The 23640-nt window shown below is 57.4% G+C and carries 23 protein-coding genes and 1 pseudogene; 9 read left to right on the forward strand and 15 right to left on the reverse strand.

The window, feature by feature from the left end:
* Positions 1-3 precede the first annotated feature (3 nt).
* Positions 4-1218, forward strand: a complete 1215-nt coding sequence (gene sbcD / locus GV764_RS21110; RefSeq protein WP_161661989.1) for an exonuclease subunit SbcD — start codon at positions 4-6, stop codon at positions 1216-1218.
* Positions 1215-4358, forward strand: coding sequence for an exonuclease subunit SbcC (gene sbcC / locus GV764_RS21115; RefSeq protein WP_161661991.1), 3144 nt, complete (start codon positions 1215-1217; stop codon positions 4356-4358). The genes sbcD and sbcC overlap by 4 nt, the downstream gene beginning before the upstream one ends.
* 641 nt (positions 4359-4999) lie before the next feature.
* On the opposite strand, the gene mak is transcribed toward sbcC, so the two are convergent.
* Entirely contained in the window at positions 5000-5905 is a 906-nt protein-coding gene (gene mak, locus GV764_RS21120; protein WP_161661993.1) for a fructokinase, read from the reverse strand.
* A 125-nt stretch (positions 5906-6030) separates the two neighbouring features.
* On the opposite strand from mak, the gene rdgC reads away from it, so the two are divergent.
* On the forward strand, positions 6031-6942 hold the full coding sequence (rdgC, locus tag GV764_RS21125) for a recombination-associated protein RdgC (protein WP_125295571.1): 912 nt from the start codon (positions 6031-6033) through the stop codon (positions 6940-6942).
* Between the two features lie 32 nt (positions 6943-6974).
* On the opposite strand, the gene ppnP is transcribed toward rdgC, so the two are convergent.
* The 4 genes from ppnP to aroL form a co-directional block, all read right to left on the reverse strand.
* A complete protein-coding gene (gene ppnP, locus GV764_RS21130) occupies positions 6975-7259 on the reverse strand; it encodes a pyrimidine/purine nucleoside phosphorylase (protein ID WP_125295535.1) in 285 nt (94 codons plus the stop codon).
* A 113-nt stretch (positions 7260-7372) separates the two neighbouring features.
* Positions 7373-8050: an AroM family protein gene (locus tag GV764_RS21135; RefSeq protein WP_161661995.1), complete on the reverse strand. Its 678-nt coding sequence runs from the start codon at positions 8048-8050 to the stop codon at positions 7373-7375.
* Positions 8051-8306: 256 nt separating this feature from the next.
* Positions 8307-8498 carry a protein YaiA gene (yaiA, locus tag GV764_RS21140; RefSeq protein ID WP_125295537.1) on the reverse strand — a complete coding sequence of 64 codons (192 nt, stop codon included), beginning with the start codon at positions 8496-8498 and terminating at the stop codon, positions 8307-8309.
* 46 nt (positions 8499-8544) lie between these two features.
* Positions 8545-9069 (reverse strand): shikimate kinase AroL, encoded by a 525-nt coding sequence (gene aroL / locus GV764_RS21145; RefSeq protein ID WP_161661997.1) that lies wholly within the window; start codon positions 9067-9069, stop codon positions 8545-8547.
* A 358-nt stretch (positions 9070-9427) separates the two neighbouring features.
* Between aroL and GV764_RS21150 the strand changes: the two genes are divergently transcribed.
* A complete protein-coding gene (locus GV764_RS21150) occupies positions 9428-10165 on the forward strand; it encodes a DUF2076 domain-containing protein (RefSeq protein WP_161661999.1) in 738 nt (245 codons plus the stop codon).
* Here the strand turns inward: GV764_RS21150 and GV764_RS21155 are convergent.
* Positions 10162-10617 carry a YaiI/YqxD family protein gene (locus GV764_RS21155; RefSeq protein WP_125295540.1) on the reverse strand — a complete coding sequence of 152 codons (456 nt, stop codon included), beginning with the start codon at positions 10615-10617 and terminating at the stop codon, positions 10162-10164. The two genes, GV764_RS21150 and GV764_RS21155, sit on opposite strands and share 4 nt — an antisense overlap.
* A 174-nt stretch (positions 10618-10791) precedes the next feature.
* Between GV764_RS21155 and proC the strand changes: the two genes are divergently transcribed.
* The gene (proC, locus tag GV764_RS21160) at positions 10792-11601 is read left to right on the forward strand and encodes a pyrroline-5-carboxylate reductase (RefSeq protein WP_161662001.1); all 810 of its coding nucleotides are present in this window, start codon (positions 10792-10794) and stop codon (positions 11599-11601) included.
* Positions 11602-11631: 30 nt separating this feature from the next.
* Here the strand turns inward: proC and adrA are convergent, their stop codons facing one another.
* The 5 genes from adrA to GV764_RS21185 form a co-directional block, all read right to left on the reverse strand.
* Complete coding sequence (gene adrA / locus GV764_RS21165; RefSeq protein ID WP_161662003.1) at positions 11632-12741, reverse strand: diguanylate cyclase AdrA; 1110 nt, start codon at positions 12739-12741, stop codon at positions 11632-11634.
* Between the two features lie 108 nt (positions 12742-12849).
* Complete coding sequence (gene psiF / locus GV764_RS21170) at positions 12850-13170, reverse strand: phosphate starvation-inducible protein PsiF (protein WP_161662050.1); 321 nt, start codon at positions 13168-13170, stop codon at positions 12850-12852.
* A 396-nt stretch (positions 13171-13566) separates the two neighbouring features.
* Entirely contained in the window at positions 13567-13827 is a 261-nt protein-coding gene (iraP, locus tag GV764_RS21175) for an anti-adapter protein IraP (protein ID WP_161662005.1), read from the reverse strand.
* Between the two features lie 216 nt (positions 13828-14043).
* Entirely contained in the window at positions 14044-15255 is a 1212-nt protein-coding gene (locus tag GV764_RS21180) for a multidrug efflux MFS transporter (RefSeq protein WP_161662007.1), read from the reverse strand.
* A 168-nt stretch (positions 15256-15423) separates the two neighbouring features.
* A complete protein-coding gene (locus tag GV764_RS21185; protein WP_161662009.1) occupies positions 15424-16122 on the reverse strand; it encodes an extensin-like domain-containing protein in 699 nt (232 codons plus the stop codon).
* A 128-nt stretch (positions 16123-16250) separates the two neighbouring features.
* Between GV764_RS21185 and ddlA the strand changes: the two genes are divergently transcribed.
* Positions 16251-17351: a D-alanine--D-alanine ligase gene (ddlA, locus tag GV764_RS21190; RefSeq protein WP_161662011.1), complete on the forward strand. Its 1101-nt coding sequence runs from the start codon at positions 16251-16253 to the stop codon at positions 17349-17351.
* 3 nt (positions 17352-17354) lie between these two features.
* Here ddlA and GV764_RS21195 read toward each other — a convergent pair whose 3' ends face one another.
* Positions 17355-17570 carry a DUF2754 domain-containing protein gene (locus tag GV764_RS21195; RefSeq protein ID WP_125295548.1) on the reverse strand — a complete coding sequence of 72 codons (216 nt, stop codon included), beginning with the start codon at positions 17568-17570 and terminating at the stop codon, positions 17355-17357.
* Positions 17571-17854: 284 nt separating this feature from the next.
* On the opposite strand from GV764_RS21195, the gene GV764_RS21200 reads away from it, so the two are divergent.
* Complete coding sequence (locus tag GV764_RS21200) at positions 17855-18172, forward strand: DUF2755 family protein (protein WP_125295549.1); 318 nt, start codon at positions 17855-17857, stop codon at positions 18170-18172.
* 2 nt (positions 18173-18174) lie between these two features.
* On the opposite strand, the gene GV764_RS21205 is transcribed toward GV764_RS21200, so the two are convergent.
* Together GV764_RS21205 and sbmA are read right to left on the reverse strand one after the other, a co-directional pair.
* Entirely contained in the window at positions 18175-19260 is a 1086-nt protein-coding gene (locus GV764_RS21205) for a DUF1615 domain-containing protein (protein WP_161662013.1), read from the reverse strand.
* A gap of 18 nt (positions 19261-19278) precedes the next feature.
* A complete protein-coding gene (gene sbmA / locus GV764_RS21210) occupies positions 19279-20493 on the reverse strand; it encodes a peptide antibiotic transporter SbmA (protein WP_161662015.1) in 1215 nt (404 codons plus the stop codon).
* Between the two features lie 359 nt (positions 20494-20852).
* Between sbmA and ampH the strand changes: the two genes are divergently transcribed.
* Entirely contained in the window at positions 20853-22034 is a 1182-nt protein-coding gene (gene ampH / locus GV764_RS21215) for a D-alanyl-D-alanine-carboxypeptidase/endopeptidase AmpH (protein WP_161662017.1), read from the forward strand.
* Positions 22035-22091: 57 nt separating this feature from the next.
* On the opposite strand, the pseudogene GV764_RS21220 reads toward ampH, so the two are convergent.
* Positions 22092-22430 (reverse strand): annotated as a pseudogene (locus GV764_RS21220) (type II toxin-antitoxin system YhaV family toxin); the annotation flags it as partial.
* A 228-nt stretch (positions 22431-22658) separates the two neighbouring features.
* On the opposite strand from GV764_RS21220, the gene hemB reads away from it, so the two are divergent.
* Positions 22659-23636 (forward strand): porphobilinogen synthase, encoded by a 978-nt coding sequence (gene hemB, locus GV764_RS21225; protein ID WP_161662019.1) that lies wholly within the window; start codon positions 22659-22661, stop codon positions 23634-23636.
* Positions 23637-23640: the final 4 nt, after the last annotated feature.

The raw sequence follows: 23640 nt of genomic DNA on the forward strand, positions 1-23640 counted from the left end.
ACGATGCGCATCCTCCACACCTCAGACTGGCACCTCGGTCAAAATTTTTATACTAAAAGCCGCGCCGCGGAGCACCAGGCCTTTCTGAGCTGGCTGCGCCAGACGGCGGAGGAACAGCAGGTGGACGCCATCATCGTCGCCGGGGATATTTTCGATACCGGCTCGCCGCCGAGCTACGCCCGGGAACTGTATAACCGCTTTGTGGTGGATCTCCAGTCCACCGGCTGCCAGTTGATTGTGCTGGCAGGCAATCATGATTCCGTCGCCACGCTCAATGAATCCCGCGAGCTGCTGGCCTGCCTGAATACCCGGGTGATTGCCAGCGCGCAGCATCATCCGGAAGGTCAGGCGATAATCATGAATAACCGCCAGGGCGAACCGGGCGCGGTGCTGTGCCCGATCCCGTTTTTACGTCCGCGCGACATTACCCGAAGCCGCGCCGGGGAGTCGGGCAGCGAAAAGCAGCTGCACCTGCTGGATGCCATCACCCGCCACTATCAGGAATGCTTTGACGCCGCCTGCCGGCTGCGCGGCGAACGGGCGCTGCCGGTTATCGCCACCGGGCACTTAACGGCGCTGGGCGTCACCAAAACCGACGCGGTGCGCGATATCTACATCGGCACGCTGGACGCCTTCCCGGCCAGCCATTTCCCGGCGGCGGATTACATCGCGCTGGGTCATATTCACCGCGCCCAGTGCGTCGCGAAGCGCGAACATATCCGCTATTGCGGCTCGCCGATCCCGTTAAGTTTCGATGAAACCGGCGGCGCAAAGGTAGTGAATCTGGTGGAGTTTTCCGCCGGGGCGCTGGCTGCTATCACCCCGCTGGAAGTGCCCGTGACCCAGCCGCTGGCGATGATCAAAGGCAATCTGGCGCAAATCGAGCAGCAGCTTGAGCAGTGGCGCGACGCGCCTGCCGAGCCGAAAACCTGGCTGGATATCGAAATCGTCAGCGACGACTTCCTGCACGATATGCAGCGTCAGATTGTCGCCATGACCGAAAACCTGCCGGTGGAAGTGATCCTGCTGCGCCGCAATCGCGAGCAGCGTGAACAGGCCATCGCCCGGCTGGAAACCGAAACGTTGAGCGAACTGAGCGTCGCGGACGTGTTTGAACGCCGCCTGCAAAGCGAAGCGCTGGAAGACGATGAAGCCGCCCGGCTGAGGACGCTGTTCGCCCAAACCCTGGAGAGGATGCAGCAGGAGGAAAACGCATGAAAATTTTGAGCCTGCGCCTCAAGAACCTCAACTCCCTGAAGGGCGAATGGAAAATTGATTTCACCCGGGAGCCGTTTTCCAGCAACGGTCTGTTCGCCATCACCGGGCCAACCGGCGCGGGGAAAACCACCCTGCTCGACGCCATTTGCCTGGCGCTGTATCACAAGACGCCGCGTCTCAACACCATTTCCCAGTCGCAGAACGATTTAATGACCCGCGACACCGCCGAGTGTCTGGCGGAGGTGGAGTTTGAAGTCAAAGGCGAGGCGTACCGCGCGTTCTGGAGCCAGTATCGCGCCCGCTACCTGCCGGACGGCAAACTCCAGCCTCCCCGTGTGGAGCTGGCCCGCAGCGCCGACGGAAAAATCCTGGCGGATAAAGTGAACGACAAGCTCGACGCCGTCGCCACGTTGACCGGGCTGGATTATGACCGCTTTACCCGTTCGATGATGCTTTCTCAGGGACAGTTCGCCGCCTTCCTGAACGCGAAAGCCCAGGAGCGCGCCGAACTGCTGGAAGAACTGACCGGCACCGAGATTTACGGGGTCATTTCCGCGCGGGTGTTTGAGCAGCATAAACAGGCGCGTATCGATCTGGAAAAATTACAGTCTCAGGCGCAGGGCGTGATGTTGCTCAGCGAGGAGCAGCGCCAGCAGCTGGCAGAAAGTTTGCAAGCGCTCACTTCGCAGGAGCAAACGCTACAGACAGCGCTTCAGCGCAACCAACTGCATCACCAGTGGCTAAGCCAGAAAGCGCAGCTTGAACGCCACTGCCTGCAGACGCAAACCGATCTGGCGCAGGCGCAGCAGGCCCGGCTCGCGGCGCAGGCCGATATCGCCCGGCTGGAGCTGGCCCTGCCCGCTGAAAAACTGCGCCCGCTGTGGCAGCAGCGCCGCGACCAGCGTCTGGCCTTGCTGCGGACGCAAACCCAGCGTGATGAAGTAAACACTCGCTTACTTAACGAGAAGCAGCGCCGCCAGCAGATCCGCGCCGCTATCGCCCAACGCGCTGCCGATTCACGGTCGGAACTGGAACAGCTCAACGCGCTGATGCAAACCCACCACCGCTGGAGCCAGTGGCATAGCGAACTGGCAGGCTGGAAATCCGCCTTTGCGGAGCGCCGCCGCGACGGCAGCCGGCTCGGCGAACTGCGCGCCGCGCTGGATCAGGTAAAGAACAAACAGGCGCAGCTGGCCCCCGTCACGCTGACGCTGACGCCGGAAGCGCTCAACAGCCAGCTACAGCGCGCCGCCGCCCAGCGCGGCCAGCGCCAGAAACTGGCGGTACTGCACCGTGATATTGCGGCCCAGCGCCAGCGTGCCGGGCAGCTCGACCAACAGCGCCAGGGGATCGACCAGCAGTTAGCGGATCTGGAGCGCCAACTGGTTGAGAAGCGCGCAGCGTATAAGGCGAAACAGGAAGCGGCGGCGAACGCCTTCCAGGTATGGGAGCTGGAAAAAACCATTGCGGGCCTGATGGCTGAGCGAGCGCGGCTCCAGCCCGATGCGCCCTGCCCGCTGTGCGGTTCCACCCATCATCCGGCCATTGAGGCGTATAACGCCGTCCAGCCCAACGACAGCGAGGCGCGCTACCAGCAGCTCGAAAAGGAAAAATCGGCGCTGGGCGAACAGGGCGCGACGCTGCGCGGCCAGCAAAACTCGCTGCAAAAACAGCGGATGGAGCTGGACGCCGAAGCGGCAGGCATTACCCGGAAAGCGCAAACGCTGAGCGCGGAATGGGATGCGTTGTGCCAGGCACTGGACGCGACGCTGGATGCCAACGAGCCGCTGGAGCCCTGGCTTGAGGCGCAGACCCAGTACGAGCAACAGCTTTATCTGCTGCAACAGCACCAGCTGCTGGCGGACGACGCGCGCGTCAGGCAGCAGGCTATCACTCAATATGAAGCTGAAATGGCGACGCGCTACCAGACGCTCAGCGAACAGTTTACCGCGCTGGATCTGACGCTGCCGGATGACGCCCAGGAAGCCGGGTGGCTGCGGGCGCGCGAGCAGGAAGCGCAGCAGTGGCAGCAGCAGCAAACCCGTCAGCTTGCGTTGCAAAATCTGCTCGCCCGCTGCGATGAGGTGCTGGCAGTATTGCCGGATGAAGCAGCGCAATCCGTACAGGTTGATGGCGAACCGCTGGAGAGCTGGCAACCGTGTCACAACCAGTGCCTGACGCTGGAAGCCCAGTGGGCGACGCTCAGCGAACAGTGTCAACGGGAACAGGTCCGTGAAGTACAGCTGACGCAGGAATTCGAGCAACTGCTTGCGCAAAGCCATTTCGCGGATGAAGCCGCATTTCTCGCCGCAGTGCTGGAACCGTCAGAGCTGGAACGCCTGAGCGCGCTAAAAACCCAAACCGAGCGCCAGCTGCACGAGCAGCAAACCCGGCTGGCGCAGGCGGAACAGGCGCTGAACGCGCACCTGCAAGCCTCGCCGCCTGAGATTGATTCAACGGCGGATCCGGACGCCCTACAGGCCGCGATGGCGCAACTCAGCCAGGCGCTGCGTGAAAACGCCACCCGCCAGGGCGAACTGAAGCAGCAAATCAGACAGGACGCAGACAATCGCGAACGGCTACAGGGACTGCAACAGCAGATCGACGACGCCAGCGCTCATCTGGCGACCTGGGCGCATCTCAATCACTTAATCGGTTCGCAAAAAGGCGACAAATTCCGTAAATATGCCCAGGGCTTAACCCTCGACAACCTGGTCTGGCTGGCGAACCAGCAGCTCAACCGGCTGCACGGGCGCTACCTGCTGAAGCGTAAACTCAGCGAAGAGCTGGAGCTGGAAGTGGTGGATACCTGGCAGGCCGACGCGGTGCGCGACACCCGCACCCTTTCCGGCGGCGAAAGCTTCCTGGTCAGCCTGGCGCTGGCGCTGGCGCTGTCGGATCTGGTAAGCCACAAAACCCGCATCGACTCGCTATTCCTCGACGAAGGTTTCGGCACCCTCGACGCCGAAACCCTGGACATTGCCCTCGACGCGCTGGACGCCCTCAACGCCACTGGCAAAACCATCGGCGTCATCAGCCACGTCGAAGCCATGAAAGAGCGCATCCCGGTACAAATTAAAGTGAAAAAGATAAACGGCCTCGGCGTCAGCCGGTTAGCCAGGGAATACGCAGTAAGTTAATCCCTGATAATCCCCACACCAGCCGAGTCAAAGTGGGGGGTACTCCACTCACATCGCGGAGTCAAAGCGCGGGATTAATTAACTCACACTTGCGGAGCTAAAGTTGGGGGGTTTTCGTCCGGCATCAAAATCGCCGAGGCGCCATTGACGAGCCAGGTCAAACCAGGCCCTCAGGAATAGTGTAAGCGACAATTACCCCCCATTGTTGTTACAACCATAAGAGCCAGAGCTGGGGGTTTTAATCCGGCATCAAAATCGCCGAGGCGCAATTGACGAGCCAGGTCAGCCAGCATGGATGCTGGCTGAGGTCGTGAGCTACAGGATGTAGCATCACGACCGACCTGAAGCGAGGAGATGGAGCCGAGGGCAGCGGCGAAGCCGCCGATTTTGCTGGCCGGGAGCCTGGGGTGTCGGGGACGCGGCGGCGAGCGTCCCTGACTCGTTCGCGTACACTGAGGCCCCATAGATGGAAACATTCAAAGCGAACGAAACATTCCACCTGACGTGAGCAAAACATTCCACCTGACGCGAACGAAACATTCCACCCAACGCGAACGAAACATTCCACCCAACGCGAACGAAACATTCCACCTGACGCGAACGAAACATACCACTATCCATTCATAAGCCGCACCGCGAACCTATTGAGGCCACAACCACGCCGCCCCCCGCACCCCACTCGAATCCCCGTGCTTCGCCTTCACTATCGGCGTCTCACACTCCCCGCCAAACACCCAGGGCTTGATCAACTGCGGCACCGTCTGATACAGCCGATCCACATTGCTCATCCCGCCGCCCAATACAATCACATCGGGATCGAGAATATTCACCACGTGCGCCAGCGACTTGGCGAGCCGCATTTCATATCGGCTGAGCGCCAGCTCCGCCACCGGATCCTGCTGCTCCACCAACCGGATAATCTCGCTGCCTTTATGCGGATGCCCGCTGAGCCGCCGGTAATCGGTCGCGAAACCGGTGCCGGAAATAAAAGTCTCGATACACCCCTGCTTGCCGCAATAGCACGGCACTTCTTCCCGATAGCGCAACTCGTCGGCGTCCATCCACGGCAGCGGATTATGGCCCCACTCCCCCGCGGTCCCGTTGCCGCCGATATGGCTGTGGCCGCCCAGCGCAATCCCGGACCCGCAACCGGTGCCGATGATCACCGCAAATACCGTTTGCGCCCCGGCTGCCGCGCCGTCTACCGCTTCGGACACCGCCAGGCAGTTGGCGTCATTCGCCAGGCGCACCTCTCGTCCCAGCCGGGCGCTGAGATCTTTATCAAATGGCTTACCGTTAAGCCAGGTCGAGTTGGCATTCTTGACCACGCCGGTATAGGGCGAAATCGAGCCGGGGATCCCCATCCCCACACTGCCTCGCTCGCCGGTGGCCTCTTCCGCCAGCCCTACCAGCTCGGCGATGGTCTCAATGGTCTGCGCATAATCGTCGCGCGGCGTAGGCAGCCGGTGACGATACAATTGCTGGCCGTCGTCAGACAGCGCGATCACTTCGGTTTTGGTACCACCTAAATCAATCCCAATACGCACATGAAGCCCCTTATTTACGCAGTTCAGAGTGACGGTTGCGGGCCTTTCTCTCAAAGGCCATGAAACTGAGCGGCGGTTTCGTTATCATGCCCGCTGCGTTTAACTACCAGACCGTGGAAAATATCATGCTGTGGTTCAAAAATTTAATGGTTTATCGCGTCAGCCGCGACGTCTCGCTGCGAGCCGAAGAGATGGAAAAACAGCTGGCGGCGTTTTCCTTTACCCCCTGTGGCAGCCAGGATATGGCGAAAACCGGTTGGGTGCCACCGATGGGCTCACAGAGTGATGCGCTGACGCACACTGCCAACGGTCAAATTGTTATCTGCGCCCGCAAAGAGGAGAAAATCCTGCCTGCGCCAGTCATCAAACAGGCGCTGGAAGCGAAGATCGCCAAACTGGAAGCGGACCAGGGGCGCAAGCTGAAAAAGACTGAAAAAGATTCGCTGAAAGATGAAGTATTGCACTCCTTACTGCCGCGCGCCTTCAGCCGTTTTAACCAGACCATGATGTGGATCGATACCGTTAACGGATTGATTATGGTCGACTGCGCCAGCGCCAAAAAGGCCGAAGATACCCTGGCGCTGCTGCGCAAAAGCCTGGGCTCGCTGCCGGTGGTGCCGCTGACCCTGGAGACGCCGCCGGAACTGACCCTGACCGAATGGGTGCGCAGCGGCAGCGCCGCGCAGGGATTCCAGTTGATGGATGAAGCCGAACTCAAAGCGATGCTGGAAGACGGCGGCGTGATCCGCTGTAAAAAGCAGGAACTGGTCAGCGATGAAATCGCCGTGCACATCGAGGCGGGCAAAGTGGTCACCAAACTGGCCCTCGACTGGCAACAGCGCATCCAGTTTATGATGTGTGAGGACGGTTCGATCAAGCGCCTGAAGTTTGCCGACGAGCTGCGCGATCAGAATGAAGATATTGACCGTGAAGACGTGGCCCAGCGCTTTGATGCCGATTTTATTCTGATGACGGGCGAACTGGCGGCCCTGATTAGCAGCCTGGTGGAAGGGTTGGGCGGCGAAGCCCAACGCTAACAGCATTCACCCTCGCAAAGAGGGTGAAGGTATTACAGATAGCGGCACAAATAGGAGGTGGGTTCCGCCACTTGCAGGTGGAACTCGCTGTGGCCCGGCACATGAAAGACATCGCCCGGCCCGTAGGTTTTCCACTCCACTTCCCCCGGGAGCAGCACGTGCAGCGCGCCGCTGACGACCGTCATCTCTTCAGGCTGGGCGGTGCCGAAAGTATATTCCCCTTCCGCCATCACCCCGACACTGGCGCGGCCAGTGCTGCTACTGGTAAAACCGATGGATTTCACTTTACCGGAGAAATATTCGTTACTTTGAAGCATGGACTGGCCCTTTTAGAAATGGTCGAAAAACCAATATACCCGAATTCATGTTACTTGCAGCGTTAACAATGACGGGTATTTCAGGCAAGCCCAGCGCGCATCACAGATTTGGGTTATACCAGCAGTTCGGAAGCCAGATGGGCCACCAGCACGTTGGACAGCAGCACCGGCACATCCAGCTCCTGTTGCAACAGATCGCGGTGTTTCTGGTGATACCCCAGGCAATCCAGCATCAGCACATCAGCGCCCTGGTCGATCAGCGTGCGCCCGGCGTCCACCAGCTCCTGTTCGGTGCCAAACACCGGGCTCGCCAGCGCATACAGCGGCGGGTTTTCCAGCAGCGCCCACTTTTCGGCCTGGGAAGAGAGCAGTTCCGGGATCGGCACAATCACGCCGACCTGATGCCCATCAACAATCGACGCCACCAGTGGCGGAATGATGCGCTGCGGCTCCAGTAAGATCGAATTACGGGCATGAAGTTTGGTGAAGCGGTAGGTACTCATCAACAGAATTACGTCATAGCCCTGGCCATCCAGCACCTCAATGGCGCTTTGCAGCGCCTGCTCGGTTTTCTGGCGCGACACTTCGACCACTTCTTTATTGCTTAATAGCGTCAGCATCGGCTCATGCCCGGCTTCGACGCCATACTCCTGTAACGCGTCTTCCTTGCTTAGCGATCCCATGAGACTGATATGCTTTATTTGTTCCTCAGGGACCTGTCCTGCCAGTAACGGTAAAATAGCGCCGACGGGGACAACGCCAATCGTGAGTATCGCTAACGTAGGATTCATGTTCATTCGCCTGTCTAATCTCTTGCTTTTCTACTGCACTGCTTACTGCGCCATGCGGTTATTGGAGAGAAATTAACCATAAAGCCTGGCAGCTTCTGGCAATCTTGCCGCGCATTTTCTGCTCGTCGCGGCGGCTGTCAGAGTAAGGTTTTAATAGTAACGGGAATTTAACTGTTTCTGCGATTGAAAATTCAGAATTTGGCGAAGCGAAGGGAGCAAGGAAGGGAGAGCCAGCCGCTCTCCCCTGTGAATGGCGTCACGTTTTTTCAGGATCTTCATAGCGCCGCTTCGCATCCAGCGCTTCGGCTTCCGTTTCATGTTCGCTAATCAATGCGTCAGGTTTCGGATGGTCCGCACGCAATTGATACCAGGTCACCGTCTGTCCTGGGGTGCCTTTTTCAATCGTCACAATGCGCGCTTCACGGGGATACGGGGGTCTGGATGCCATAACACTTCCTTATCAATGGATTCGAAGTATTAAGTATAGACAACCGCTAGCTCGCGCGAGCTAAACGCAACACTTCCAGAATGCGCGCAATAATCCGCTCAACCGGCAGGCTGGCGTCGATAACATGATGCGCCGCCGCCTGGTACAGGGCTTCGCGCTGGGCCAGCACATCCTCGATTTCTTCGACCATGGGTTTGCCGGTCAGGGTTGGCCGCTGATCTTCTTCCGGCGAGGCCATCAGGCGCTCGGCCAGGGTTTCAGCCGGAACCTGTAAATAGATCACCGCGCCATGGTTGCGCATAAACACCCGGTTAGCCTCGGCCAGCACCATGCCGCCGCCGGTGGCGACCACCGTGGCGGGCTGGGTTACCGCCTGTAGCGCCTGGCTTTCTCTGGCGCGAAATCCCGGCCATCCTTCCTGTTCGACAATTTCCGCCACCGTCGCGCCGCTTTGCTCCAGCAGCCAGCGATCGGTATCGACAAAATGAAACCCCAGCGATGCCGCCAAACCCTGACCCACAGTTGTTTTGCCGCATCCGCGCGGTCCGACCAGAAAAAGGGGTTGAGTCATGAAAGGACAGTCCTCAGCATCTCAGCCGTTGAGATGGCGTTATTAGCGTTAAGAAGCGTCATCATACCAGCAAGCTAGTACACAAGATAGGCGTAAAAATATAGTTACAAAAATGAAATGTAGAAATTTTTTCCGCTGACAGCCCCGATGAAATCAGGCTTACGCATGTAAACAATTTCTACCACTGAAAGGTGCGCCCACCTTACTTGAAACGGGCTATCAAATACAACCCCTGATACGCAATCTGCATTCCCCTTTTGTGAATCAGGCCAGTTTTGCAGATTTATCCCGTAACGCGATCGGGGGGATAAATCAGGATTATAGTTATTACAGATGCATAATGACGGAGATATGAATCATGCAATCCGAAGAGCAACGCCTGATCGATGGACTCTTTAGCCGTCTGCAACAGGCAGAAAGCCAGAGCGCGCCGCGCGACGCTGAAGCCGAGGCGCGTATTGTCAGCCATCTCCAGCAGCAGCCGCAAGCGCCCTACTACATGGCGCAGACTATCCTGATCCAGGAAGCCGCCATCAAACAGCTCAACCAACGCTTACAGGCGCTGGAGGGGCAACTGGCGCAGCGCGAGCATGAAGCGGCGCAAAAGCAGAGCAGCGGCGGTTTTCTGGCCGGACTGTTTGGCGGCGGCGACCACGCGCCTGCGCGCCCGGTAGACAGGCCGATTCCGGGTGCCGATCAATACGCCCGCGCCGCGCCGGGCCAGTATAACGCGCCACCAGTAGGCGCACAGGGCTACGGCGCACCGCGAGGACAGGGCTTTCTGGGCGGCGCGTTGCAAACGGCGGTAGGCGTAGCGGGCGGCGTGATGATGGCCAATATGCTCACCAGCATGTTCAGCCACAACCAGCCGGAAGAGATCGTGAATATCATTGACGATCCGACCCAGCCGACGGATAGCGGCGCGATCAATGCGGTGGAAGATTACAACCAGGCCGACGACAGCCAGTTCCTGAATAAGGACGCTGGCCTGCCGCAGGACAACGTCAACGATTACGCCACCAATGACGATGCCGATTTTGGCACCGGTGACGACTTCGGCAACGATTTCGGCGGCGACGACGACAGCTGGACTTAAGCGTTACGGGCGCGGGCCAGCAGCCATTTGTCCAGCTCGGCGGCGAACTGCTGCCGATCACGCGGGCTGAGCGTAGACGGCCCGCCGGTCTGTACGCCGCTGGCGCGCAGCGTTTCCATAAAATCGCGCATGGTCAGCCGCTCGCGAATAGTGGCTTCGGTATAACGCTCGCCGCGCGGGTTCAACGCATGCGCGCCTTTGGCAATCACTTCCGCCGCCAGGGGGATATCCGCGGTGATCACTAAATCGCCCGGCTGGCAGTGGCGCACGATTTCGTTATCCGCCACGTCAAAGCCCGCTTCTACCCGCCAGGCGCGGACAAACTTCGAAGGAGGCACGCGCAGATTCTGGTTCGCCACCATCGTTACCATCACCTGGCAGCGATCCGCCGCGCGCCACAGCACTTCTTTGATCACGTTCGGACACGCATCGGCGTCTACCCATATCGACATACTGACTCCAGATCCGCCTGCGGCGTAATAATAAAAACGCGGATTCTACCCGCTTTGCCCAAAAGTAGGTCAATTTTTCACGGTTGTTTCAGGCCGCCGCCATAGCGAAAACGGCAAAAGGCGCGTTAAGCTAGGGCCATGCAACACGTAAAATAACCATGATGGAGGGATAAAGTGGATAAGAAGATCGGTTTTATTGGCTGCGGAAATATGGGGAAAGCCATTCTCGGCGGCCTGATCGCCAGCGGCGACGTATCCGCCAGCAATATCTGGGTCTATACCCCTTCAGCCGATAATGTCGCCGCCTTGCAGAGCGAATACGGCATTAACGGCGCACAAAGCGCCCAGGAAGTCGCCCAGGCGGCGGATATCGTGTTCGGCGCGGTGAAGCCTAATATCATGCTGAAAGTGATGGGCGACATTGCCTCCAGCCTGAATAAAGAGTCGCTGGTGGTGTCCATCGCCGCCGGGATCACGCTCGATCAGCTCGCCGTGGCGCTGGGACATGACCGCAAAATAATCCGCGCCATGCCTAACACCCCGTCGCTGGTGAATGCCGGTATGACCTCGATCACCGCCAACGCGCTGGTGTCGCCGGAAGAAACCGACGCGGTGCTGGCGATGTTCCGCAGCTTCGGCCAGGCGGAAAACGTGCCGGAATATATGATCCACTCGGTGGTGGGCGTTAGCGGTTCGGCGCCGGCGTATGTATTTATGTTTATCGAAGCGATGGCGGATGCCGCCGTGCTGGGCGGCATGCCCCGCGCCCAGGCCTATAAGTTCGCCGCCCAGGCGGTGATGGGCTCCGCCAAAATGGTGCTGGAAACCGGTAAGCATCCGGGCGAGCTCAAGGACATGGTGTGCTCGCCTGGCGGCACCACCATCGAGGCGGTAAAAGTGCTGGAAGAGAAAGGCTTGCGCGCGGCGGTCATGGAAGCCATGGCGCAATGCATGGCCAAATCCGAGGCGCTGAGCAAGAGTTAATGCGCCGCGTCAGATGAGCGTGCGTTGCGCTCATCTGACCGTATACACTTCAGTTCGGTTACGCCCGGCCTTTTTGGCCTGATACAGCGCCATGTCGGCGGCCTTCAGCCACGCCTGATAATCCTCCATATGCGTATTGAACGGCGCGATGCCGACGCTGATCTGCACGTTCAGCGATGCGGCATGATCAATTCTCAGATTCTGCAACCGCTCGTGGACGCGATCCATAGCAGCGACGGCGCTTTCCGGGGATGTGCCGCTCATGATCACCGCAAACTCATCCCCGCCGAACCGGCCAATCACATCGCTGACCCGCAACGTGAGCTGTAAATATTGAGTGACGGCGATAATCGCTTTATCGCCGACATCGTGCCCGTAGGTGTCGTTGATTTGCTTGAAGTGGTCGATGTCGATCAGCAGCAGCGTGGAGGCGCGGCGGTAGCGCAGCGCGTTTTCATACTCAATGCTCAACAACTGCTCCCAGTGGCGGCGATTATAGACGCCGGTCATCCCGTCGCGGGTACTGATCAGCTGCAAGCGTCGCTTATGCTCCGCCAGATTGACCGCCGTGCGATAGCAAACAAAGCCGAACAGCGCAGGATAGATAATCAACGTCGGTAAACTGAGAAAAAACTGTAGCGGCGTCGTGGTGACGTTAAGAGGCGCATCGATAAACTGCATGGCCATGAGCGCCGTCATCATCTGCAACATCAGCCCGGCGGCAAAAAAGCGCACGCCGAATGCGCCGATGTTGTTCATATTGACCATCATCGACAGCAGCAAACAGGGCAGCGCATTGCCGCCCATAAGCGCGATCCCGATCCCCGCCATCAGGGTATCGATAATTAAGTTACGCCGCTCCGCCATCATCGGATCCGACGCGCGTTCAGCGATTTGCCGCGCCAGATGCGGCCAGACGAAGGCATACATCACCAGCGCCAGCCACCACCATCCCGGCAGCGCCTGGTCCACCAGCACGCCGGCAAACATAATAAAGCAGCAAAAATGACCTACGGTGCGGGGTAGCCAGATACGACGCGCAAAGCGTAAACCGCTGCGATATTTATCGTCGTTAAGAGGTTTTTCGCGCGCCGAAATATCCCAGAGACGCCATTTGCTGAAGGTCTGTTCATCATTCATGGGTACAGGAGATTAACTGGACAAATTTTCCAGAGTATAGAAACGGGTCAACGGCGCGGAGTATGAAATTTAGGGTGAGACTTAAATCAAACTCACCCTAATGGATGATTAGCTGGCCTTTTTCAGACACTCGCTCATAAAGGTTTTACGGGCATCGCCGGTAAGGGATTTATTTCCCGCTTCGGTATTACAGCTTTTCATTTTCTGCTGCTGAGGCGTCAAACTTTTATCGCCCGGCGCAGACTGGCTATTCTTCAGGCAATTGCTCATATAGGATTTTCGCGCGTCGCCTTTCAAATCCTGCGATGTGGCCTGCTGGTTACAGGTGGTCATGCGCTGCTGTTGCGGCGTGAGCGTTCTTTCTGCGGCATGGACTGGAGAGCTGCTTAACATTCCTGCCAGAAGCGTAAAAAGTAATGTTGATTTCATAGCACCATCCCAATTGAAATAAGGCGTTTTAAGCCTGGCCTGGCGCAGCAGAAAAACCACTGGCGCATTGCAGGATTGCCAACGGGATAACATTAATTTTTGTGTCTTTTTTTACACATCATTTCCAGACGGCGTGCGGAAATAACTCTGGCGGTGCGCTTATTACCTAATCAGGCAATTAATTACCCGACAGCGCTAAAATGCCGTGTAATTACCGAAACGGTAACAGGCTTAAGCATATTTAAAATAAAGTAACCGATGCAGCATGAGCGTCGGGAAATAAAATACCTTTTTATTTATTTCCCGAACGCCTCATCGTATTAAGATAATAAAGCGCTCAGCGCAGCGAATAATTTCGCTTAAGACTCAGGAATAACAGAGACCTGTCGTTAAATCTCAGGTTCTGGGATGTTTCAGGAGCTTTTTCAGGTACTGCTGTAGGAGCTCCGAATCCTCTACAGAGACCTCAGACTTTACACGCGCACCATCCATTGCACCGTCGATGCTGTCAATAAGCGCCTGCTGTTCGCCCGGCTCCATACGACGCAGCAGCGCCGTGACAACAATCTCCAACGCTTCAACCTGAGCCACTAACGCTTTTGACTCCTGCTCTTTATCAGCGAGGGTCACTAATAGTTCAGCAATTAAGTTTTTCATGAAGACTATCCCTTTAAAAAGTCAAATGACGTTAACACCCCCTCCCCATTTTTGATAGGGGGGAAAAGTAGTATTTTGCCGATTTTATCGTATTTGTGTGAAACCACGAATAATATATTCAGCGAAACGTTTCACTGAATATATATGATTCCCTACGGCGAATAAACGGTACGTTAACGACGATTAATAAAATCACGCCAATAAATATATGATACATCAACGCCTTGCCGCGCGTCTTTTGGCGGCGGTGCGATTAAGTGCAACCGCAAGCTGGACAATATTAATCAGTACTACCAGCGCCGTCGCGATAAATACCCAGCGAAATCCGGCAGCGGCGCTGACGCCCGCACCCATCAACGGCCCAACGACGTTGCCCAGATACATAAACGACTGGTTGTACCCAAAAATACGCCCGGTGATCTGGTCGCTGGAATATTTCAATAACAGCGTTTGCACCGCTGGCAGCATGGCGCCATCGGCAAAACCCAGCAGGAACCGCAGGATACCCAGTTGCACCGGGTTGGTGACAAACGACATGGCGAAAAACAGCGCCACGGCGACGATTAGCGTCGCCATCAGAATGCGCGCGGTGCCGATGCGATCGCCCAGTTTCCCGAGGCGCGGCGCGCTCATTAAGGCCGAAACGCCAGGCACTGCGGCAATCAGGCCGCTCAAAAACGCAATGTTACCGCTGTCCGGCGCGAGCGACTGGATAAACAGCGCCAGAATCGGCCCCACCGAACCGTTACACAGTTGGATCACCAGGGTGGTAACGAACAGGCTAACGATCAGGCCCGGATAGGGTAATGACGCGAACACCGCTTTGCCGCTCAGACGCTGATCTTTGGTGACCACCGTGCGTATACCCTCTTTAATAAACAACAGCGTCACCACAAAACTGACCATTAATAAGCCCGCGGTGAGTAAAAAGACCCAGTGCAACCCTACCCAGTCCGCCAGAAAGCCGCCCATCAGCGGCCCGGCTATCACGCCGCTGATCTGTGCGGTTGACAGGGTACTCAGCGCCCAGCCGCTGCGCTCGCGCGGCACCTGGGATGCCACCAGCGCCATGGCGTTGGGAATGTAGCCTGAGGTCAGGCCCATCAGGGCGCGCAGGAAAAACAGCTGCCAGACGTTGGTGGCGAAGGCCTGTAGCAGGATCGCCACCGCCATGCCCAGCGACGCGCGCAGCAGCATCAGTTTGCGGCCTTTGCGGTCCGCCAGGCTCCCCCACATCGGCGAAACAATCGCGGAAACCAGAAACGTGACGCTAAAGGTCAGCCCCGACCACATCGACAGCGCCTCATGGGACGTGACGCCAAGCTGGGCCACGTACAGCGGCAAAAACGGTAAAATCTGGCTGATGGCCAGCCCGGTAAAAAAGCAGCCGAACCAGACAGAGATAAGATTAACTTTCCAGGATTCCATGAGGCGCGTTTTCAATAAGATGTGACGATTTTATGGCAGGGTAGCAAGAGTCGGCCTGCGACTTCTTGCGATTCCTGCGCTGTAAAGAAATTCAGTGATTTATCACACAAAAGCGCTTTGCCGTGATATGCATCACGAAATAACCGCCTGCTCGCCGGGGAATATGCTTTAACGGCAGATCCCAAATCCGCGCATGCCTAGATGGAAATGATCGGCATGGGCGGCGTTGTAGTTCGGCCCAAGGGAATTGCCGTAAAACGCGCAGCTGTGGCTGAACAGTTCGCGCATCACCTCGCCGCGCGGCCCGCTTTCATTCCATCCTTTTCGCACCGTGATTTGCTGACCGTTGGCGAAGCGAAAACCGCTGATGTCCAGCGCATCCGCCGTGGCGTGTTCGCTGCGCCGCGCCTGCTCGCGGTTATAGATATTGCGGCAGGCGAAACTGCCAAGGTGATCGATACGCCGCAGCGGGCTGCCCATGATCTGCTGCGCCGTCGGCACCGCGCGCTGCTGAACGTACATCGCCGAACTCAGCGCCAGCGGGCAACTGGCCAGAAAGCTGCTGCTGAGCTGCACCTCGCCAAAGCGCGTAACGCGCACCGGAGAATCCAGCGGACAGTTGCCGGTGGTGCTGGCTTGCTCGCGAAACTGGATCATTCCCTGCTCGCTGGCTTGTCTGAGCACCGCCATACAGGCCGCCGGGTCGTTGGCGAGCTGACGCAGCTTATAGCGGGTCACCATGGTGGGCGGGTCGCCGGGGGAGAGGGGTGCGAAGGGGTTATACTGCGGCGGCAGATATTCATACAGCCCCCACCCCGCCAGTGCAGTGAGTAAAAATCCGGTAACCATTCCGCCCGTCGTCGCCATCCACGCCCTCCGTTCCTGTGAACTACCAGTATAGCGGCTGACATCTGCCTTCCCCTACGATTGAGCATGAATAGCGGAATTGTGCGTGATATGTTGTGTGCTTTGATTTTTATGAGATGGACAGAGAAATGGCAAAACTGCGGGTAGGGATTGTGTTTGGCGGCAAATCCTCTGAACACGAGGTATCACTTCAGTCAGCGAAAAATATCGTCGACGCCATTGATAAAGAGAAGTTTGACGTGGTGCTGATGGGTATTGATAAACAGGGCGAATGGCACGTCAATGACGCCAGCGGATACCTGATTAACGCCCACGATCCCGCGCATATTGCTCTTAACCGTTCGGAGAAAACCCTGGCGCTCATTCCCGGCCAGACCGCGCGGCAGTTTATCGAAACCCACAGCCATGACGCCCTGCCGCAGGTGGATGTGATTTTCCCCATCGTTCACGGCTCGCTGGGTGAAGATGGTTGCCTGCAGGGATTACTGCGCGTCGCGAACCTGCCGTTTGTGGGTTCCGGCGTACTGGGCTCCGCCGTCAGCATGGATAAGGACGTCGCCAAGCGCCTTTTGCGCGATGCCGGCCTGGCCGTTGCGCCGTTTGTCACCCTGACCCGCGCCAACCGCTCGCAGTATGACTTTGAGTATGTTGTAACTAAGCTGGGCGTGCCGATGTTTGTGAAGCCGGCCAACCAGGGTTCATCGGTGGGCGTCAGCAAAGTCACCAACGAGGCGGAATACCGTGCAGCGGTCGATCTGGCATTTGAATTCGATCATAAAGTGGTGGTGGAAACCGGGATCGTGGGCCGGGAAATCGAATGCGCCGTGCTGGGCAACGATCGTCCAGAGGCCAGTACCTGCGGCGAGATCGTCGTCAACAGCGCGTTCTACTCTTACGACACCAAATACATTGACGGCAACGCCGCGCGGGTGGAAGTGCCTGCGGCGATCCCGGCGGACATTAACGACAACATCCGCGCCATTGCGGTACAGGCGTACCAGACCCTGGAGTGCAGCGGCATGGCGCGGGTGGATGTGTTCCTGACGCCGGATAATCAGGTGATTATCAATGAGATCAACACCCTGCCCGGCTTTACCAATATCAGTATGTATCCGAAACTGTGGCAGGCCAGCGGCATCAGCTATCAGCAGCTGATTACCCGGCTGATTGAGCTGGCGCTGGAGCGCCATGCCCAGGATAGCGCCCTGAAGAGCACTATCACGTTGTAATCGTTACTCTTGCGCGGCGTCCGATTCTTCCGGACGCCGACGGATCACCAGCCCCGCCAGCCAGAAGCTAATCACCCAGGTCACCAGCCCTACCGCATAGGTTTGCCAGCCTTTGGCTTCAAAACCCAGCAGGCCGACAACGCCATTCATAATAAAAATCAGGCCGATAGCGACGGCGTAGTAGTGCCAGTCGCGGCGAATTTTTGCGGGCAAATTCATGGTCGCTCCAGAGAAGAAAAACGGCATCATCGCATATCGCTTTCAGGCTGTCTGCGGCACGGCGCGCGCCTTTACACGCCGTGACAAATAGGTCAAAAGCATGATGTTAATCGCCATTCACAAAAGTTACAAAAATGTGACTACAGACAGACTTCTGACATCCAGGAGGAATCTGGACACGAATTTACCAGAAATCCGATATTGACATTTGCGATCAACTGTCAGACTCGCCTGTGAGTCATCAGGCGAAATGCCTGGGTTTTATGCGTTTCCGGGAGGTCATTATGGCAGAGTTTACTTTGTCGAAGTCCACCATCATCGCAGGGAAAAAGCGCGAGCCGTCGACCACGCTCGGCAACATCGCGTACGCGGTTTTTGTCCTGTTCTGCTTCTGGGTCGGATCGCAGATTCTGAACATGTTGGTGAATGCACCCGGTGTGTTTGAGCACTTGATGCAACTTGATGTGAAGGAGAACGGCCGACCGCACATCGAGATAGGAATGCTGGTCGGCACGATCTTTGGACTGGTGCCCTTTTTAGTGGGCTGCCTGATCGCGGCGGCGATTAGCCTGTGGCTGCGCTTTCAACAACGACGCTATTAACCTTACGATTTGTTCATGCAGCGAGCCCGACGATCGTCAACCCGCTTCGCAAACCACGCCGTGGTGAGATTGCGGGTGATTTTCGGGCTCTCAAGCTGAATACCCGGCAGCATTTCACGCGCCAGCGGCTTACCGGTTTTCTTCTCCGCCAGTTCAAACACTTTCCTGTACAGCGTGGTTTCTTCGAAATCTAACGCGTCACCTTTCTTCAGGGCGCGATGGATCTCGCTGTCGCTCAGCCCGGTTTTTAGCTTGCGCACCGCCCGTTCGGTGTTGCCCGGCTCGTCGCTGTCGTAGCGGATCAGATCGCCGTCCAGCGCCAGTTTCACGCCGCTGGCCTTGCTCACGGCGTACTGGAAAGCGGCGTTGCGGCTGGCGTACCATCCGGCGTTAAAGTCGGCGTAGCGGTACAACGGCTGGGTGTAATTCGCCGGGTAGTTTAGCAGATGGTAAATCCCGAACCACAATCCGCCACGGCGGCTGAACACTTCCTGGCGCACCGTGCCGTCCATTTTCCACGGGTAGCCGCGGGTATGGGCTTCGGCAAACGCAATGCTGACCTGCATTGGGCCGCCGGTATGCACCGGATTAAGATTGCCGAACAGCGTCTGGCCCATAGGCACCATGCCGATAAAGTCGTCGAAAATGGCGCTAAGCTGTTTTTCAGTGGTCACCTTGTCCAGACGTTCGCTGTAGCTCTTGCCGTTGGGCGATGTGATCATCAACGCGGTACGTACCAAAAACATCGGTACGTGAACCCGGTCGGCTCGCCGCTCAATCTCTTTCCAGGCGATTTTACTTAGCCCCGGCACTACCGGGTCGGCCTGGTAGTTGGCCTCCTGCTCGGCCACCGCCAGCACTGAACAGACGTTTTCTTCCGTCGGGGCGATTTTCTGGCTGTCGAATGCCGTGGCGATTTCCTTCGCCCAGCCGTCGCGATCTTTCACGCTGGCGGGCATTTTACGCTTCACCGTTTGCGCCACGTCTACCGTGGGGCCGGAGGGTTTCTCCGGCGTGGGTTTGCCGGCGCATCCCGCCAGCACCAAAAGTGCCAGCAGGCTGACGTGTTTTCCGTTTTGCAGTCGCATTCGCGCTCCGTGTGTGGGTTAATTCGCTTCGGCCATCTCCTGCTGCGGCGTATCCAGCTCGCGTTCGAAACTGCGCAGACGCTTATAGATCGACATCAGTTCCACCAGCGTGGTCCAGGAGCTGATCAGATACTGGAACGCCCCGCGCACCTGGCCGAACACGTTGGTGATTTGGGTCATCAGGCCGAGGGTAATCGTACCCGCCACAATCGACGGAAACAGCAGGAACAAGCCGAATACGTTATCCACCTGCAAATACAAAATGCGCGCGATGTTGAAGTACATGTAGTGGAAGTAGAGGCGGAAGTAGTTGCGACGCACCGCGCCGAACAGTTCACGCACCGTCGGCGGGGTGGCGCGGTTGGCGTCATCTTCGCCGTAAACCAGCTCTTTACGGTAGGCGGCTTCCACCCGTTGATTTTTAAATTCCAGCCCCGGCAGTTTGATCCCCACCACCGCCAGCAACCCGGTGCCCATCAGCGACCAGATAATCGCGGCGATCACCAGGCCATAAGGCACATAACCGATTATCGGCAACTCTTTTACGTGCGGGGAGAGCGCCACCAGCACCGGCAAAAAGGCGATCAGCGTCATGATGGCGTTAATAAAGCTGACGCCCATGCTCTCCAGCGTGGATGCAAAACGCATGGTGTCTTCCTGCACACGCTGGGCGGCACCTTCGATATGGCGCAGGCGCTGCCAGTGCGTCATGTAGTATTCGTTCATTGCGGTACGCCAGCGGAACACATAGTGGCTGATAAAAAAGTTGTTCAGCACGCTCACCACCACCGCGATCAGGGCGATACCCAGGAATACGCCCACTTCACGGTAGAACTGATTGATAGAAACTTTGTGCGGCGAACTGAGGGCGGTCTGGATCAGATCGTAGAACGGCGCATACCAGGCGTTGACCGCCACCCCCACTTCCACCAGAAACCAGGTGACGAAAATAATCAACGCGGAGCCGAGAATCGACCAGTATTGCCAGCGATGCGGGCTGCGGATAAACCAGAACAGCGCGAACAGGCCCACGCAAAGGGCATAATAGGCGTAAAAAGTCAGATAGCTGAGCGACCAGAAGCGCGCGGCGCTAATGGGCACCTCTTTACTTGCGCCTACCAGCCTTCCGGCCCACTCTGCGCCGCCGGCCTGCCAGAAGATCACGGCGATCATCGCCCAAATAAACGCCGACAAAAAAAAGGCGGTCGGCCTGGGAAAGAACGATTTAAACATCACTACACTCCTGCTCATTCTTGTTGTTATCGCGATTGCTGCGCGTAACGTTTTTACATCCAGTCCAGGGTTGAATCACAACCCAAAAATTTGCCTCAGGGCAGCGACAATCAGACACAGCGCGGCCTGGTTAGTTCCGGCTGCATTCGGTAACAAACTGTTCCGCTGCGTACTCAACGTTAAAAACGTAGCGTACTCCCGGCTTTTTAACAGCTTGCGCTGTGAGCCGTGACAAAAAATGGGCCACTGTAACCCGTGGTTACGTTTTTTCTCGCTACACTTCGTTAATCCGCCCATTGCCGGAGCGGCAACCGTAGTATAAATAGCCTTTACCGCCACTGACTGAATGGATTGCTTCGTTGAAACGTTGTCTGCTTATTTTCGCCGCACTGAGTGCCGTGCTGCTGCCTGCCGCAAGCCAGGCGCAAACTTCCCCCGATCCGGTCTTCGCTTCCGAAATCACTGACCGTTACGCTGAGCATATTTTTTATGGCAGCGGTGCGACGGGCATGGCATTGGTGGTGATTGACGGCAACCAGCGGGTGTTCCGCAGCTTTGGCGAAACCCGCCCGGGCAATAATGTGCGCCCACAGCTCGATTCCGTGGTGCGCGTGGCCTCGCTCACTAAACTGATGACCAGCGAAATGCTGGTGAAACTGCTCGATCAGGGAACGGTAAAACTCGACGACCCGCTCAGTAAATATGCCCCTCCCGGCGCGCGGGTGCCGACCTATCAGGGTAAACCGATTACGCTGGTGAACCTGGCGACCCATACCAGCGCCCTGCCCCGCGAGCAGCCGGGCGGCGCGGCGCATCGCCCGGTGTTTGTCTGGCCGACCCGTGAGCAGCGCTGGAACTGGCTTGCCACCGCGAATTTAAAAGCCGCGCCCGGCACCGTTGTCGCCTACTCCAATATCGCCTTCGATCTGCTGGCGGATGCCCTGTCCCGCGCGGCTGGCAAGCCGTATCCGCAGCTGTTTGACGAGTACATCGCCCGCCCGCTCGGCATGAAAGACACCACCTTTACGCCATCGCCCGATCAGTGCCGTCGCTTGATGGTGGCGGAAAAAGGCGCCAGCCCGTGCAACAACACCCTGGCGGCCATTGGCAGCGGAGGGATCTACTCAACGCCTGACGACATGATGCGCTGGATGCAGCAGTTTCTGGCCTCCGATTTCCATACCCGCACCAGCCAGGCGGACCGGATGCAGACGCTGATTTACCAGCGCAGCCAGTTCACTAAAGTGATCGGCATGGACGTCCCGGGCCGCGCCGACGCGCTGGGCCTGGGCTGGGTGTACATGCAACCGAAGAATGGCCGTCCGGGCATCATTCAGAAAACTGGCGGCGGCGGCGGGTTCATCACCTATATGGCGATGGTGCCGCAAAGCAACATTGGCGTTTTCGTGGTGGTGACCCGTTCACCGCTCACCCGCTTTGTGAATATGAGCGACGGGGTGAATAACCTGGTCACCGAGCTGACCGGCAATAAGCCGGTGGTCGTTACCGCGTCAGCCCAGGTTACGGCGAGCGATGAGTAAACCTGGCGGCTGAAAACAACAAACCCGGCGTTATGCCGGGTTTTGTACATTTCAGGGTTACGGTGCGCACAGACTCAGGCTGACTTGCTTCACCGTCTCTTTGAGTAAGGTTTCCCCGTCGTCCGGTGGATGCCCTGATGCCAACATTTCACCGAAAACCTTATATGCATCCCGCTTATTGCCATAAGCACGCTTCGTTTGCGAATCATTGACCCATGCGAGGATAATGATGCGTTCTCTCAGGCTATAGCGAAAAAATAAGCGATACTGGCCGAGAAACGTTGCCCGAAACCAGTGCCTGTCGCCCACGCCCAACGTGTCACCCAGGCGATACTTTGCCTGGGTTGGACCAGCAGAGATATCCTGGCGGGCTTTGTTGATAGCCGCTAACAGCCTGGTTGCCGCCTGGTTTCGCTAGTCGTCAGGACAGTGATGTTTGAGCGCGGCTACCTCATCCCGAAGCGCCTTAACCCGGGCAACAAAACAGGGGTGTTGATACACTTTCCATTTAACGGTATACGTCCAATGCAATTGCATTGCTCTCATTACGCCGAGATTCGCGAAACAAAATTTCGTCACTTCGGGTAAAATGGCGGTCTCTTTGACTCACATAAGATCGCTACCATGTCTGATTTCTCCCTGATTTCTCGCCCGCGCCGTCTGCGTCAATCGCCCGCGCTGCGCGCTATGTTCGAAGAGACAACCCTGACCTTAAACGATCTGGTGTTGCCCATCTTTGTTGAAGAAGAGATCGATGATTACAAAGCCATTAGCGCGATGCCGGGCGTCATGCGTATTCCTGAAAAATACCTGGCCCGCGAGATCGAACGCTTCGCCAGCGCCGGGATCCGCTCGGTAATGACGTTTGGTATTTCTCATCACACCGACGCCACCGGCAGCGATGCCTGGAATGAAAACGGCCTGGTGGCGCGTATGTCGCGCATCTGCAAAGATGCAGTACCGGAAATGATCGTCATGTCCGATACCTGTTTCTGCGAATACACCTCCCACGGCCACTGCGGCGTACTGTGCGATCATGGCGTGGATAATGACGCGACCCTGGCGAATCTCGGCAAACAGGCGGTGGTCGCCGCCGCTGCGGGCGCAGATTTTATCGCCCCGTCCGCAGCGATGGACGGCCAGGTAAAAGCTATTCGCCAGGCGCTGGACGCCGCGGGCTTCACCGATACCGCCATCTTTTCTTACTCCACTAAATTTGCCTCATCGTTCTACGGCCCGTTCCGCGAAGCTGCAGGCACCGCGCTGAAGGGCGATCGTAAAACCTATCAGATGAACCCGCTGAACCGCCGCGAAGCGATCCGTGAATCACTGATCGACGAAGCGGAAGGCGCGGACGCGCTGATGGTGAAACCGGCCGGGGCTTATCTGGACGTGCTGCGCGATATCCGCGAGCGCACGACCCTGCCGTTGGGCGCATACCAGGTGAGCGGTGAATACGCGATGATCAAATTCGCCGCTCAGGCGGGCGCGATTGATGAAGAGAAAGTGATACTCGAAAGCCTGGGCGCGATTAAACGCGCGGGCGCGGATCTGATCTTCAGCTATTTTGCCCTCGATCTGGCCGAGAAGAAGATCCTGTAACCCT

The organism is Atlantibacter hermannii (genome assembly GCF_009907385.1).
In the GTDB taxonomy this organism is placed as follows: Bacteria; Pseudomonadota; Gammaproteobacteria; order Enterobacterales; family Enterobacteriaceae; genus Atlantibacter; species Atlantibacter hermannii_A.

Bases quoted from the DNA above. Each gene is read 5' to 3' on its own strand.
- iraP (WP_161662005.1), bottom strand. From the start codon at position 13,827: ATGAAAAACTTAATTGCTGAACTATTAGTGACCCTCGCTGATAAAGAG.
- sbcC (WP_161661991.1), top strand. From the start codon at position 1,215: ATGAAAATTTTGAGCCTGCGCCTCAAGAACCTCAACTCCCTGAAGGGC.
- hemB (WP_161662019.1), top strand. From the start codon at position 22,659: ATGTCTGATTTCTCCCTGATTTCTCGCCCGCGCCGTCTGCGTCAATCG.
- GV764_RS21180 (WP_161662007.1), bottom strand. From the start codon at position 15,255: ATGGAATCCTGGAAAGTTAATCTTATCTCTGTCTGGTTCGGCTGCTTT.
- sbmA (WP_161662015.1), bottom strand. From the start codon at position 20,493: ATGTTTAAATCGTTCTTTCCCAGGCCGACCGCCTTTTTTTTGTCGGCG.
- GV764_RS21195 (WP_125295548.1), bottom strand. From the start codon at position 17,570: ATGAATTTGCCCGCAAAAATTCGCCGCGACTGGCACTACTACGCCGTC.
- psiF (WP_161662050.1), bottom strand. From the start codon at position 13,170: ATGAAATCAACATTACTTTTTACGCTTCTGGCAGGAATGTTAAGCAGC.
- GV764_RS21155 (WP_125295540.1), bottom strand. From the start codon at position 10,617: ATGTCGATATGGGTAGACGCCGATGCGTGTCCGAACGTGATCAAAGAA.
- GV764_RS21200 (WP_125295549.1), top strand. From the start codon at position 17,855: ATGGCAGAGTTTACTTTGTCGAAGTCCACCATCATCGCAGGGAAAAAG.
- GV764_RS21185 (WP_161662009.1), bottom strand. From the start codon at position 16,122: ATGGCGACGACGGGCGGAATGGTTACCGGATTTTTACTCACTGCACTG.
- GV764_RS21150 (WP_161661999.1), top strand. From the start codon at position 9,428: ATGCAATCCGAAGAGCAACGCCTGATCGATGGACTCTTTAGCCGTCTG.
- sbcD (WP_161661989.1), top strand. From the start codon at position 4: ATGCGCATCCTCCACACCTCAGACTGGCACCTCGGTCAAAATTTTTAT.
- adrA (WP_161662003.1), bottom strand. From the start codon at position 12,741: ATGAATGATGAACAGACCTTCAGCAAATGGCGTCTCTGGGATATTTCG.
- ppnP (WP_125295535.1), bottom strand. From the start codon at position 7,259: ATGCTTCAAAGTAACGAATATTTCTCCGGTAAAGTGAAATCCATCGGT.
- ddlA (WP_161662011.1), top strand. From the start codon at position 16,251: ATGGCAAAACTGCGGGTAGGGATTGTGTTTGGCGGCAAATCCTCTGAA.
- yaiA (WP_125295537.1), bottom strand. From the start codon at position 8,498: ATGGCATCCAGACCCCCGTATCCCCGTGAAGCGCGCATTGTGACGATT.
- rdgC (WP_125295571.1), top strand. From the start codon at position 6,031: ATGCTGTGGTTCAAAAATTTAATGGTTTATCGCGTCAGCCGCGACGTC.
- GV764_RS21205 (WP_161662013.1), bottom strand. From the start codon at position 19,260: ATGCGACTGCAAAACGGAAAACACGTCAGCCTGCTGGCACTTTTGGTG.
- aroL (WP_161661997.1), bottom strand. From the start codon at position 9,069: ATGACTCAACCCCTTTTTCTGGTCGGACCGCGCGGATGCGGCAAAACA.
- GV764_RS21135 (WP_161661995.1), bottom strand. From the start codon at position 8,050: ATGAATCCTACGTTAGCGATACTCACGATTGGCGTTGTCCCCGTCGGC.